Annotated in this window: 9 protein-coding genes; 2 read left to right on the top strand and 7 right to left on the bottom strand. The window is 62.9% G+C overall.

What is annotated here, in order from left to right:
- Positions 1-43 precede the first annotated feature (43 nt).
- From tssC to tssA, 3 genes are read right to left on the bottom strand one after another with little or no spacing between them, the layout of a single operon-like run.
- Positions 44-1,549 (bottom strand): type VI secretion system contractile sheath large subunit, encoded by a 1,506-nt coding sequence (gene tssC, locus D3227_RS08330; protein ID WP_120013652.1) that lies wholly within the window; start codon positions 1,547-1,549, stop codon positions 44-46.
- Positions 1,550-1,552: 3 nt separating this feature from the next.
- Positions 1,553-2,092, bottom strand: coding sequence for a type VI secretion system contractile sheath small subunit (tssB, locus tag D3227_RS08325; protein WP_120013651.1), 540 nt, complete (start codon positions 2,090-2,092; stop codon positions 1,553-1,555).
- Positions 2,093-2,098: 6 nt separating this feature from the next.
- Positions 2,099-3,271: a type VI secretion system protein TssA gene (gene tssA, locus D3227_RS08320; RefSeq protein WP_120013650.1), complete on the bottom strand. Its 1,173-nt coding sequence runs from the start codon at positions 3,269-3,271 to the stop codon at positions 2,099-2,101.
- 334 nt (positions 3,272-3,605) lie between these two features.
- Here tssA and tssH point away from each other — a divergent pair, with 334 nt between their 5' ends.
- A complete protein-coding gene (tssH, locus tag D3227_RS08315) occupies positions 3,606-6,446 on the top strand; it encodes a type VI secretion system ATPase TssH (RefSeq protein WP_120013815.1) in 2,841 nt (946 codons plus the stop codon).
- A gap of 174 nt (positions 6,447-6,620) precedes the next feature.
- Here the strand turns inward: tssH and ftsZ are convergent, their stop codons facing one another.
- Positions 6,621-7,628, bottom strand: a complete 1,008-nt coding sequence (ftsZ, locus tag D3227_RS08310) for a cell division protein FtsZ (protein WP_120013649.1) — start codon at positions 7,626-7,628, stop codon at positions 6,621-6,623.
- A 326-nt stretch (positions 7,629-7,954) separates the two neighbouring features.
- On the opposite strand from ftsZ, the gene D3227_RS08305 reads away from it, so the two are divergent.
- Positions 7,955-8,830, top strand: coding sequence for a hypothetical protein (locus D3227_RS08305; RefSeq protein ID WP_245451697.1), 876 nt, complete (start codon positions 7,955-7,957; stop codon positions 8,828-8,830).
- Positions 8,831-8,919: 89 nt separating this feature from the next.
- On the opposite strand, the gene D3227_RS08300 is transcribed toward D3227_RS08305, so the two are convergent.
- From D3227_RS08300 to D3227_RS08290, 3 genes are all read right to left on the bottom strand, one after another.
- Positions 8,920-10,467: a hypothetical protein gene (locus D3227_RS08300; RefSeq protein ID WP_120013647.1), complete on the bottom strand. Its 1,548-nt coding sequence runs from the start codon at positions 10,465-10,467 to the stop codon at positions 8,920-8,922.
- A gap of 60 nt (positions 10,468-10,527) precedes the next feature.
- The gene (locus D3227_RS08295) at positions 10,528-11,595 is read right to left on the bottom strand and encodes a glycoside hydrolase family 5 protein (RefSeq protein ID WP_245451696.1); all 1,068 of its coding nucleotides are present in this window, start codon (positions 11,593-11,595) and stop codon (positions 10,528-10,530) included.
- Positions 11,596-11,670: 75 nt separating this feature from the next.
- Positions 11,671-13,833, bottom strand: a complete 2,163-nt coding sequence (locus D3227_RS08290; protein WP_281034902.1) for a GumC family protein — start codon at positions 13,831-13,833, stop codon at positions 11,671-11,673.
- Positions 13,834-13,879 lie beyond the last annotated feature (46 nt).

Genomic DNA, 13,879 nt, shown 5'->3' with positions numbered 1-13,879 from the left:
TTTCTCCACCGCTTTCAAACAAAACAAGATGTGGTTGCTGCAATCACGTCTTCACGGACGGTAGTTCCGACACCAGCCTGAGCGAGGCGTTGATGCCTTCCAGCTGGTAGTGCGGACGCAGATAGAAGCGGGCATTGTAATAGCCCGGCCGCCCCTCCACGCTGTCGACCTGGACCTCGGCCGCGGCAAGCGGGCGCTTGGCGCGCGCCTTGTCGTCGGCGAAGGCCGGGTTGGCCAGCACGTAGCGGTTGATCCACTCGGTCAACCAGATCTGCATGTCGGAGCGTTCCTTGAACGATCCGATCTTGTCGCGCGCAATCGCCTTGAGGTAGTGCGCAAAGCGCGAAACCGGAAAAAGATAGGGCAGGTTGGCGCTCAGCCGCTCGTTCGACTGGGCGTCGGGATCGACCAGGCGTCCGGCACGCGTCTCGTCGTCCTGTAGTGAATGCGCACCGATGAAGGCAGCGAGATCGGTGTTTTTGCGGTGCAGGATGGGCATCAGGCCGAGCTTGGCCAATTCCGCCTCGCGCCGGTCGTCGATGGCGACCTCTGTCGGGCATTTCATCGCGATCGAGCCGTCGTCGGTCGGGAAGGAGTGCACCGGCAAATTGAGCACCGTGCCGCCGTTCTCGACGCCGCGGATCTGCGTGCCCCAGCCATAGAGCTTGTGGCTGCGGTTGATGTTGACGCCCATCGGGAAGGCGGCGTTCATCCAGACATATTTGTTGTGATCGGCCTGCACCTCTTCCTCGAAGGTGAAGCCCTTCACCGGAACGGTGTCGGTGCCATAGGGAAGGCGCGCGAGCACACGCGGCATGGTGAGGCCGATGTAGCGCGCGTCCTCGCTCTCGCGCAGCGATTGCCACGAGGCATAGGCCGGGTTCGACACGATCATCTGCAGGTCCTGCGGGTTAGGCAGTTCCTGCCAGCTGTCCATGCGGAACAGGCGCGGCGAGGCGGCGGCGATGAACGGCGTATGCGCGGAGGCGCAGATGCCCGATATGTTGCGCAGCAGGCCGACGTCACGCGGATGGTTCGAGAATTCGTAGGCGCCGATAATGCAGCCGATCGGCTCGCCACCAAGCATCGAATACTCGTCCGTATAGACTTTCTTGAAGATCGGGCTCTGGTCCCACATCTGGCCTTCATAGTCTTCGAGCGTGTCGGCCAGCTGCTCCTTGGAAATGTTCATCACCCGGATCTTCAGCTTCTGATCCGTCTCGGTGTTGTTGATGAGATACCAGAGGCCACGCCACGTGCCTTCCATTTCGCGCACTTCCGGTGCGTGCAGGATCTCGTTGACCTGCTCGGTCAGCATCTTGTCGATGCCCGCGATTAGCGACTTGATCGACTTGATCGCGTTGGACGAAATTGTCGTGGTTTCGGAGCGCGACTGCGCTGCGAGCGCGAGGTTGCGCACGAGCTGCTGCAGCTTTTCGCTGTCGTCTTTCTTGACCTTGAAGTCCTTCTCGAGGAGGCCGCTGAATTCTCCGAGGTCGATGGCTTCCGCCTCGGCGACGGCTGGTGCGGTTTTTTGCTGTTCGGCCATGACTTACTCTCCAGCCTTGTCGTCGTCGGACATTGCCTGGCCGGCGATCTTGCCCAGAAGCGGCTCATTGTTCAGCAATTGCGCGATGCGCTTTTCGGCATCGACGCGGCCGTCCATGAAGCCGAGCAGTTCCTCGAGTTGACGCCGCATCTTGAGGATCTCGGCCAATTGCGGAACCTGCGCGGCGATCTTGTCAGGCGCGAAATCTCCCATCTTGGTGAAGGTGAGATCGAGCGCCAGTTCCTCGTCGCGCTCCTGGCCTTCGACCTGCGGCAGCGTGTTCTTCACGCGTGCCTTCACGCGCGGCCCGAGCGCTTCCATGAATTTGGGGAAGCGGTTGGCGTCGGTCTCGACGAAGGCGCGGTCGAGCACCGACTTCGAGGCTTCCTTGGTTTGCGAGGCGCCGGAAAGGTCGGCCACCACGCCCATGACAAACGGCAGTTCGATCGTCGTCGGGCTGCCGTAGGTTTCCACGTCGTAGGCGATCTGTACCCGCGGCGCGCGATTTCGTTCGATGACCTTCGCTTTGCTTTCGGCTGGCATGTGTTGCTACCTTTCATCCTTCTGAGCGGCCTTCTTGGCGTCGGGAACGCCGGCCAGGAGCCGGAATTCCTTCAGCCCCGACGGGGCGAGATCTTCCATCAGTTCAACAAAATCCATGTGCACCATGCGGCGCACGCGGCGAGCCAGATGCGGGATTGGGCTCGACGGTTCGGTGCGGTCGTAGAAGGCGACCACGAGGTCGAGGCATTTCACGACGTCGTCGCGCGAGGAGATCCGGTCGGGCAGGCCAGTGCTGCCTGGCTCCGCGTAGCTTGCCACACTTGCCATCGTATCGGCTCCATGACCGTTTCGAGCAGGCATTGCCGGTTCGGCGGGCGCCGGGGCCGGCTTTGCCGCGCCATTCGCCGCGGCCCCGGCGGCCGCGTTGCGTTCGAGCGTCGTCAGCAAACGCTGGAGAAACCGCTTTAATTCCGGAACAGGGGCACCGCCTTCAAGACGGGCGTTGAGTGCGGCCTCGACCGCATCGAGGGCCGCGATCGCGGCGCGGGCGTCGGCGACGAGCGACGTCATCTCGGCACCGGCTTGATCCGCCTGTGCCGCGCAGCCGCTGCGCACCCGGTTCAGCAACTGGCTGTGGGCGCCGGCCAGCGCCGCCTTTTCGGCCGTGTTCAACCCCGAGGCGGCTTCCTGAAGCATGACGCGCTCGTCGAGCGCGGCCTGTTCCAGGTCGCGTCCGCTGATCGGCCCGATGCCGCGCGGCGCAAAAAGCGTCATCTGACGCAGATCCGACAGCAAGCCGTCCTGACCATTTTGCAGGTCGGCCAAGGCGTTGAGACGGCGCAAGGCGGCATCGCGTGGCGAAGCGCTCGGCCGCAACGCCGGATGCATCGTGTCCCAATGTTGGTCGATGCTTTGTGCAACAAGGCTCAGGCCAAGCGTCAGCCCGGCCAGTCTCTCTTCATTGGCCAGCGCCCGCGCGACAATGACAAGCAGACGCAGGTCACGGCCATGGCTGCGCAGTACTTCCGCCTTGTCGAGCACGGCAGGCCAGTCGACCGGAATGGTGGATTCGACTGGCTTGTTGTGACCCTCCTGGACGACCTTGAGCTGCGGTTCGGTGAGCCGCTCGATCTCGTGAAAGGCCGGATCGTTGCGCAAATCTTCCCCTGACGGGTTTTCACCGTTCAAAGGATTCAGCCAGAGTGCGAGATCAATCACACCAACCCCCAGCAAGCGGCCCTGAGACCTGCGTGATCAAACATTTATCACACTGCGTCACTTTATCACAATTCAACAGCTGCTCAAAAACTAACGGAAGCTAAACGCGACCATTCTTGGCTGCCGGAACCTGGCGTGGTAACCGAACCCCGTATGTGAAATGCATCGCATAGGCGGGGGCAATTTCATGTTTGTTTTCGCGGAGATGCGGGGCGTTCCGTGAAATGGCAGGCGCCGGCCGGATCGGCGTCCGAGCGGCTCATTCGTCGCGCGCTTTGTCAAGTTGCTGCTTATGTGGCAGGGTATCGGCTGGCAGGTTTCAGGAGCAGGTTCGATGGAACAGCGCCGGTCATCGCAGAGCTTCAAGCGCAAGGAACTGGTCGCTAAGCTCAACCCTGTCGGCGTCCGCGCCTTCAAGGCTGCGGCCGACACGGCCAAGATGCGCGGTAATCCCTACGTCGAACTCGTCCATTTCGTCCAGCAACTGGTGCTTTCGGAGCGCTCGGACGTGCAAATGATCATCGCCGACGCTGAGATTGATGTCGGCCGGCTGACGGCTGACATGACCCGCGCCGTCGACAAGCTCCCTTATGGCGCGACCTCGGTGGAGGAGTTTTCCGACCATATCTTTCACGCCATCCAGGAAGGCTGGAACCTGGCGGCGCTGGAATTCGGTGTCGAAGAGGTGCGCAGTTCGCACATCCTGCTTGCTTGCCTGAAGACGCCGATGCTGGAAGGCCTTGTGTCGAAAATCAGCGCCGAATTCGACAAGATCGATGCCGACGCTGTCATCAAGCGCTTTGCCGAGGTGACGGAAGGTTCGCTCGAAGCGGGCGCTGCTCCGACGGCCCCCGCCACCGAGGCGCCGATGAAACGGGGTCCGGGTGGGGACTCGGCTCTGGCCAAATATGCCACCAACCTGACCCAGCGTGCCGGCGACGGCAAGATCGACCCGGTCGTCGGCCGCGATCCGGAAATCAGGCAGATCGTCGACATCCTGATGCGGCGTCGCCAGAACAACCCCATCCTTACCGGCGAGGCGGGGGTCGGCAAGACGGCCGTGGTCGAGGGCTTTGCGCTCCGCATTTCCCAGGGCGACGTGCCGCCGACGCTGCAGAATGTCAGCGTGCATATGCTCGACGTCGGGCTGATGCAGGCGGGTGCCAGCGTGAAAGGCGAATTCGAGAAACGGCTGAAGGCGGTCATTGATGAGGTGCAGTCCTCCGAAAAGCCGATCATCCTGTTCATCGACGAAGCCCATACGCTGATCGGCGCCGGTGGTGCGGCCGGAACCGGCGACGCGGCCAATCTTTTGAAGCCGGCGCTGGCGCGCGGCGAGCTTCGCACCATCGCGGCAACGACCTGGGCCGAATACAAGCAGCATATCGAAAAGGATCCGGCGCTGACGCGTCGCTTCCAGGTGGTCAAGATCGACGAGCCGTCGGAAGCGGTGGCCGTTCTCATGCTGCGCGGCGTGGCTGGCGTTCTGGAGCAACACCACAAGGTGCAAATCCTGGACGAGGCGATTGAGGCCGCGGTCGGCCTGTCGCACCGCTACATTCCGGCCAGGCAACTGCCGGACAAGGCAGTGAGCCTGCTTGACACGGCCTGCGCCCGGGTCGCGATATCGCAGCATGCCACGCCGGCCGAGGTCGAGGATATATTGCGCCGTCGCCAGGCGCTGGAGGTCGAGAACGGCATCATCGGCCGCGAGGCCGCGATCGGCATTGAGGTGACCGACCGGCAGGCTCGGGTCGACGCCGGACTTGCCGAGACCGAAGGCACGCTGGCCGCCGCGCAAGCGCGCTGGGAGCGGGAAAAGGCACTGGTCGCCAAAATCCTCGAATTGCGCGCCAGGCTGCGCGGCGAGGGCGTGCCGCTCGATGCTGTAGCGGCGGATGAGGCCGCCGGCGAAATGGCGGCTGTGGACACGGCCGGGACGGTGGTGCCTGAGGCCAAAGCGCCCGAGAACGCCCAGAGCAAGGCTGCCGAGGCCAATGCCCCGAAAGCCAAGGCATCCGAGACGGAAGCTCCCAAGACCGAAAAGCCCGAAACCGAGGCGGCAATCGGCGGTGCGTCGCCCGATCCGGCCGTCGATCTCGCGCGGCTGCGCGAACTGATGGCTGAACTCGCCGAAGCGCAGGGCGAGACGCCGCTGATCCTGCCGTCGGTCGACCGCAATGCGGTGGCGGCCGTAGTGCAGGACTGGACCGGCATCCCGACCGGACGGATGCTGTCCAGCCAGACCGAAAAGGCGCTGCGGCTGGCCGGCACCTTGTCCGAGCGCGTGGTCGGCCAGGACCATGCCATGGAGATGATCGCCAAACGCGTGCAGACCAGCCGCGCCGGCCTCGGCGCGCCGGAAAAGCCGGTCGGCGTGTTCCTGCTCTGCGGCCCGTCCGGCGTCGGCAAGACCGAAACCGCGCTGGCGCTGGCCGAGACGCTCTATGGTGGCGAGCAGAACCTCATCTCGATCAACATGTCCGAATTCCAGGAGGCGCATACCGTCTCGACGCTCAAGGGCGCGCCGCCCGGCTATGTCGGCTACGGCAAGGGCGGCATCCTGACCGAGGCGGTGCGCAGAAAACCCTATTCGGTGATCCTGCTCGACGAGGTCGAGAAGGCGCATCCGGACGTGCACGAGATCTTCTTCCAGGTCTTCGACAAGGGCATGATGGACGACAGCGAGGGGCGGCGGATCGATTTCAAGAATACGCTGATCCTGCTCACCTCCAATGTCGGCTCCGAGGTCATCATGGACCGCACCAAAAACGGCACAATGCGGGCCGGGCTCGACGATCTGGACACCGCGCTGCGCAGCCCGCTGCTGAAGGTTTTCCCGGCGGCCTTCCTCGGCCGTGTCGTGACCATTCCCTATTACCCGCTCTCGGATCAAATGATCGAAGCCATCACCCGCCACCAGTTCGCCAAGATCGCGCGCCGGCTACGTGCGACCAACGACGCCGAACTGGTGATCGGCGACGGCGTCATGGACCTGGTCAAGGCGCGCTGCACCGAGATCGAATCCGGCGGGCGGATGATCGACGCCATCCTAACCAACACGCTGCTGCCGGAACTGAGCCGCGGCGTGCTGAACCGCTCGCTCGAGGGCGAGAAGATGACGAAAGTGACGGTTGGCGCCAACGGGGATGGGTTTACTTATTCTTTCGAGTAGGGATTTCTCTTGGGATCTTCCTGCCGCAGGGAATGGGTGTGCGCTGTGACTATAGCGGTTCATCGTTTCACGGAAACGCCGAACCGCTCTATCTCTCTATTGTTTTGACGCAATTCCGGACGGAAAACCGTTTCACACTTTCCCTGGAATTGCTCTAAAGGCTACCAGCCACGGTCAGTTCGTATGGATTTCCGATCCCGCAAAGGCCGGTATCTCAAGTCCTTGGCGCAAGCCGGTGGCCACGACCGACACCCTGAACTTTCCGGCGAGCGCCCGGTCGAATATGGCGCCGACGATGATGTCGGCGTCGGCGTCGACCTCCTCGCGGATGCGGGTGGCGGCTTCGTCGACTTCGAACAGCGTCATGTCCATGCCGCCCGAGATCGAGACCAGAACGCCCTTGGCGCCGATCATGGAGGCTTCGTCGAGAAGCGGATTGGCGATTGCCGCCTCGGCGGCTTTCTTGGCGCGGTCTTCTCCGGCGGCTTCGCCGGTGCCCATCATGGCGCGGCCCATGTCGCGCATCACCGATTTCACGTCGGCGAAGTCGAGATTGATCAGCCCTTCCTTGACGATGAGGTCGGTGATGCAGCCGACGCCAGCATAGAGGACGCGATCGGCCATGGCGAAAGCATCGGCGAAGGTCGTCTTGGCATCGGCGATCCGGAACAGGTTCTGGTTCGGGATGACGATCACCGTGTCGGCGCATTCGCGGAGCCGCTCGATGCCCTCTTCGGCCGATTGCATGCGGCGTTTTCCCTCGAAGGTGAACGGCTTGGTGACGACAGCGACGGTCAGGATTCCGGCCTTGCGCGCGGCATGCGCTATGATGGGCGCCGCGCCCGTTCCGGTTCCGCCGCCCATGCCCGCGGTGACGAAGCACATATGCGTTCCCGCAAGATGGTCCATGATCTCATCGATCGATTCTTCGGCTGCCGCACGGCCGACCTCGGGCAGCGATCCGGCGCCCAGGCCTTCGGTGACATGGGCTCCCAATTGGATCAGCCTCGACGACTTCGACATGGTGAGCGCCTGGGCGTCGGTGTTGGCGACGATGAACTCCGCGCCCTGCAGGCCCTCGGCAATCATGTTGTTGACCGCGTTGCCACCGCCACCGCCGACGCCGACGACGGTTATCTTCGGCCGCATCTCCGAGATTATGGGCCTTGTCGCGCTGTTCATTTGCCGTTTCTCCTGGAACGGACCCGGCGCAGGGGTCGACAGATATCTATTTGCGGCACGGGATGAAGGCTTGCTGGTGGGCGAATCAGAACCCGATGGCCGTGAGACAGGGAAACAGAGGCTGGACTCCGCCGCAAGTCCGATGTGCCTCTCGAAGCGCCTGATCGACCTGCCGGGCCGATGCCGGCGGGATGGCTGATCGGCGTTTGAGGGGCCGGCCAGCGGCATTTTTCCCGAAAGGGGGCAGGGATTGTTAATGGTTGTATACTATTATGCGCTTGGGGTGAAATATATCTAATTAGCTTGACAGTATTCTTGAGTTGATTATGGCCGCACCTGACGCACCCCCTGCCGATCTTAATTGTCGACCAATCCAGGAAAGTGATTGGGAAGGCGTGGTCGATTGTCTGCGCAGGGGCTTTCCGCTGCGCAGCCGCAAATACTGGATGCGCGCGCTGACCCGTCTGTCAGAGCGGCCCGCGGTCGACGATTTCCCGCGCTACGGCTTTGCGCTTGAGGCATCCGGGCGGATCGTGGGGGTCGTGCTCACCCTCTATGCCCGCTACCAGGGCGACGAAATCCGCTGCAACATTTCAAGCTGGTCCGTGGATGCAGCGTTCCGTCCCTATGCCATGAAGTTGATCTGGCCGGTCCTCAAACGCAGGGATGTGACCTACACGAACATTTCGCCGGCACCCTCGACCTTGAGCGCCAACAAGGCGATGGGCTTTCGCCTGTTTGCCAGCGGCCAGTTCGCCTTCCTGCCCGCCTTGAGCCCGGCGCAACCGTCATGCCGCGTGCTCGAAGTCCGCTCCGAGCTGGCCGAAATGGCAATGCTGTCCGACAGCGAGAGATATATCCTCCTGGAGCATGCCGCGCTGGGTTGCCTCTCGCTGATCTGCATTCGCGACGGAACGGCCTTTCCGTTGGTGCTGAGGTCGCGCCGGATATTGCACGGTCTCGTACCTTGCTCGCAGATCGTCTATTGCCGTTCTCTCGCGGATCTGAGCGGCTGCGCCGGCGCGATGGGGCGCTTTCTCCTGCGACGGGGAACCCTGCTTTGCCTCGTCGACGCCAACGAGCCGATCCCGGGTCTGTTCGGCCGGTACTTCCCAAGCAAAGGGCTGAAATACTTCAAAGGTCCAAAGCCGCCTTCGCCCGGCGACCTGACGTTCACCGAACTGGTGATATTCGGCCCCTGAAAAGTCAGGCCAGAGCGGTTCATCGTTTCACGGAAACGCCGACCCGCTCTATCTCTTTGTTTTGGCGCAATTCCGGACGGAAAACCGTTTCACACTTTTTCCTGGAATTGCTCTGGCAGCCTGGCCCGCACCGCCGCCATCTCACGCCAGCGTGTTCCCAGCGAGACACCAACGAGCAGCAGGCAGAAGCTGAGAGCGAGAGGCGAGTAAAATGCCTCTTCCTGCAACACGGCGTTGGCCGAGATGGTGACAATGCCGACGAAACCAAACAGGAAATTCAGGTCGCCGGTTTCGATCAGCTGGCGCCGGGCCGCCACGGCGAGCGCCGCCAGGAAGCCAAAGAAGACCAGGCTGCAAATTCCCATCTGGTAAAGCATGACGCCGACGGCGCTTTCGACGGGGATAGAGGCGGCGCCTTCCGCCTGGGCGGTCGACCAGCTGAGATTGATGCTGGTGCTCGACAGATTGCCGCCCAGCCCCAGTCCCTGGCCAAGCGGGTTGGCCAGGAAGTCGCGTATGCCCGCCGCCAGGCCGAGCACGTGATAGTCGCCATGGGTGGCGCCATAGGCAATTGCCGCGGTCGTCCAGACGACGGCCAGGGCGACGACACCAGCAAGCGTCAGACCGGTGCGGGAAGGGCTATGGAACAGCCGCACGCACAGTGCCACGAGGAGCATGAATGTCGCGCCCTTGGAGCCGATGACAAGCAGCAGCGGCAAGGCGGCGATGGGCAGCAGCCAGCGACCCCTGAAGAGCAGCCAGGCCGATATGATGCTGAGCGCATAGGCATAGCTGATCGAATGAAAGTTCGGACCGCCGATGCGAAAGACGCTGGGCAGGATGTCGTTGAAGAACGGCGTGTTGAAGAAGGTCGTCGTCATCACATCCTCAAGCCCACGGAAAACGAAGCCGGTTTCCTTGAGCGCCTTTTCCCACACGCCGGTCTCGATCTGCCGCGCGATGTTGCGTTCGATGTAGAGGTCGCCATGAAAGAGGCCGAGGAAATTCATCGTGAAGGTCAGTTCGACATAGCCGTAGATGACCGCACCGGTGCCTAGCCAAAGCATGCTTTTGCGCAGGTCGATGGGATAGAGGCTGGCGGCCAGGACCGCTATGTGGAAGCAGGCGAGCGGCGTGATCGTGTTGCGGAAGTAGACGACCGCGTCCTTGGGGCCGCCATGCACGACCCCCAGGGCAAAATAGAAACAGATCGTCCCGCACAGCACGATGCTCAGCAGCAGCCAGGCGCGCAATTCGGGCAAGGCGCGCACGCGGTGCTGAAACGACGCCGCCAGGAAAATGCAGAAGGCGGTCATTAGGATGATGAAGTTCGTACCGCGCAGCGCGTCGAACGTATCGTTGTCGGGGATGTAAGGCGTGTACCAGGCGACCATGAGGTTCTGGTAAAGAAAGGCGCAGATGATCACGACAGGAATGCCCGCGGGCACCGCATTCGAAACGATCAGCGTCAGTATGAACGTCGCGACGATCCCGAACGGCGTCCACACCGCAAAGGCCGAAACGCCGAGCGCAACGACGATGAGCGCCATCGAGACGTGCAGCAGGGCCTCGGCGCTCGACGCGTCCGGGGCCCGCGCGCTTAGCCCGGCAGGCGTATATGTCCCTGTGATGCTCATTGCCGGTCCGCTTTGATCCTCGCCTGCGCCAGCCTGCAGCCTTGGCGTCTGTTGTCCATTTCAGTCGCCGCCTTCGTCTCCCAGCAGGGCGGCGATCATCTGAGGATCGAACGCCTCGGTGCTTTGCCTGCTGGCGATGATGCCAAAACCCTGGTCGAGCTCCCAATGGGCCCAGCCGATGTGGTTCACCTCTGCCGCCTTGCGCACGGCGCGGACCCAGGCCGCGCGGCTTGCTGGATCCACGCAGAAATTGAGCACGCCGAACTCGTTCAGGATGACGGGGCAGTCATGGGCACTGGACCAGCGCCCGAGCTCGGCAAAGTCCGAAGCGATCCGCGCGTCTGTCCAGGGGTCTGACAGTTCCTTCTCCACCAGGGAGGCAGCCTCTTCGTCGCCCGTTGCCCGCAATCTGGAGACCAGTTCGCGCACCTGCGGCATTTCCTTTGTCGTGGGAAAGGGCAGGTTGGCGATGCGAGCGAGCGGCGATGCATCCCAGTTCTCGCATTGATGGGTGAATGCCATGGGTGCGTAGTAGTGGATGGCTGCAATCTGCCTGTCGTCGGCCAAGGGCGGCGTGTCGGCTATTTCCCATATGCCCTGGAAGCGTGCCGGGCCCCAGACCAAAGTGTGGAGCGGACATCTGGCGCGCAACGTCTCGGCGAGCTGTTGGCGCAGCTCAAGCCATGCGGCGCGCTCCATCGGCGGCTCGTTCAACAGTTCCGGGTAGACCGAACGGGTCGGCAGGTCGGCGATGACGGCGCGCAGGGCCGTCCAGGCCTGGACCACCCGCCTGGCCGCATTTGCCGGATCATGCTCGAAAGCCGCATGAAGATCGCCGGACGGATGCATGTCTACGAGTACGGCGAAACCCAGACCGACAAGGTCCGTGATCCCGTCGCGGATGCGGCGGAGCATCGCCCGGTCGCCGTCCGAGACAAGATCGCCATTCACCGGCAAGCGGATCGTTTCGAACCCAGCTTGGCGCAGCTTTTCCAGCGTCGCCGTGGCCGGAGCGATACCTTCCTCGCGTTCGAACCATCCGGGAAGATTGAAGCCACGCGACGGAACGGGGCGAGCAGTCGCTGCCGGCAGCGCCGTCGAGACAGAGAAGGGGAGGGTCGTAAGCAAGGCCCCGCCAGCCAGCGCAAGCGCGTGCCGCCGTGACACTGTCGGCGGCGATACAAGCTCAACCGCCCGCACCGGTCAGCTCCTTGCGACGGAACTGCGGCGCCATTCGCCGGCCCCGGACGCGACATCGGGCGTTGCCTTGCCCCCGGTGGGCTGTGTGCTTTCGATCACAAGCGTGGCGCTGCGTGCGATCTGGCCGGCGCCGAGATGCTGCTCGAGCAGGCCGGCAGCCGCCGACGCAGACTCGGATGGGCTCAGCGCGAAAAGCATGAGATCGGCTCTTGCAAAGATCTCCCGATCCCAACCATTCTCACCAAGGGACGGGGCAATCACGAGCACGAAATCGAATGCGCTCCCGGCCTCGGCCAAAATGCCGCGCAAAGTGTTGCGATCCCGGATTTCTGCACCCTTGTCCACGGCCGGACTGCATACGACCGTACGCAGACCGCTCGCGCCATCGATGAACAGACCGGGCCCGTACCCTGCACGGTGCGGCTGGCCTCCGATTTCAACCACAAGCACATTCTGCTCGGCTTGCTGGAGACCAATTCCGACCATCGCGCCCGCAAGCCTTGCGTCAACACTGCTGTGCGTCGACGAGACCAGGAGCAGGAAGGGTTTGGGGTGGTCGCTAAGGCGCTGGAGTATTTGCCGCATGAGCTTCAGCACGCCGAGCGAAAGCGCGTCGTTGCCGGCTTGAAACAGTGACTTCCTGAGCGCCTGGATGTTTGAATGCGCCGCACCGCCGGCGACCCCCGGCAGGCGGAATTCACCGAAATTGGCTGGCAACGGACGGGACATTGGACGTGCGCCGTCCTTTTTCGGCTCCCTTGGCTCGACCGCCTGCGGCACCTCTTCGCGAGGGCTTTGCGGGTCATCCTCGGGCTTGCGGACCGGTCCGAGCGCGAGAGCGATACCGCATCCGGCAATGAGGCCCAGAAAGGCGCTCACCGGCAGCAGCAGGGCAGGCTTCGGCCAGGTCGGCTGCAGCGGCGCGGAGGCGGCGCTGATCGTGCGCGCCTCGGACGTCTGGACGCCCTGCATCTGCGACGTTTCCTGCGCGCGCTTCAGGAAGTCGTCGAGCACGGTGCGGGCGGCCTGGGCCTTGGAGTCCAATTGCCGCAGTTGCACCTGTGCAATGCTCGAGTTCGTGGATTGCTGGCGCAGAGCCTCGAGCTTGGCCTGCAGCTTGGCGACATTCTGGGCGGCGAGATCATAACTCGCCTTTAGCTGCTGCCTTATTCGCTCCGCCTCTGCGGCCATCAGCCGGTTCATGCGACCGAGCTCGGACCTGAGCCGCGCAATGGCCGGATGACGAGGACCATACATGGTTTCGAGATTGGCGAGCTCTGCTGCGCGCTGGTTATAGTCGTCACGCAATTTGACGGCAGAATTGGAGAAAAGGATTTCCGCCAGCTTGGCCAGGCCGGCCGGCGAGGTGCCGGCGGCCAGCGCCTGATTGTATCGGTCCCTTGCCTGATCGGCGTCGCCCTGTGCGGTTATCAGCTGCGCCGTGAGCTGGTCGAGCTGGGACTGCAATGTACCGCCATCCGCCGAACCCAGAATATCGTGCTCGGCCTTGAAATCCTCGACCGCGCGCTCGGCGTCGCTGACGTCCTTCTGAAGACCCTTGATCCTGTCATTGAGGAGAGAATTCACATCGCTGTTGGCGGTTTCGCGTTCTCCGGCGAGGCCCGTTCTGTAGCGATTGACGATGGCGTTGGCGATGCGCGCGGCCTTGTCCGGCGACGGCGACGTGAAGGAGACATTTATGACATAGGTCAGTCCTTCGCGGTCCACCGATACGGCTTTTTGAAAACGTTTGAAGGCCGCGTCCGGTGAGGGGCCGCGTCCAGCTCCAAACATCGACAAGACACGCGAGACCAGGCCTTTGCCTGAAAATTCCGGATCGTTTTGGAGCCCCTCGCTCTCGAACACGGCACCCAGCAAGTCTTGCGATTCGATGACGAAGACCTGGCTTGCGATGGCGGCGCTGTCGGCGCCGATCCCGGGAAGAACGTCATTGAAGTTGGTCGCGCGCGCATCGCGCGGGTCGATCAACATCGAGGCGGTCGCCGTATAGCTCGGGCTCGTCACGGCAAGATAAAGCAGTGCAAGCAGCAGCGCCGCGCCGGCGATGGCAAGCACCATAACGCGTCGCCCCCATAGGACCGCCCATAGCGGTCCTATGTCGAACAAAGGTGGAAGCGTGCGGTCGTCGGTTCTGGCTGGCGTCATCGTTTTCCTCTGCAGAGCGCGCCTTCCGGCCTTACTCTACACCGCC

Source organism: Mesorhizobium waimense (assembly GCF_003601975.1).
Classification (GTDB): Bacteria; Pseudomonadota; Alphaproteobacteria; order Rhizobiales; family Rhizobiaceae; genus Mesorhizobium; species Mesorhizobium waimense.
This window is presented reverse-complemented; position numbering and strand designations above follow the sequence as displayed.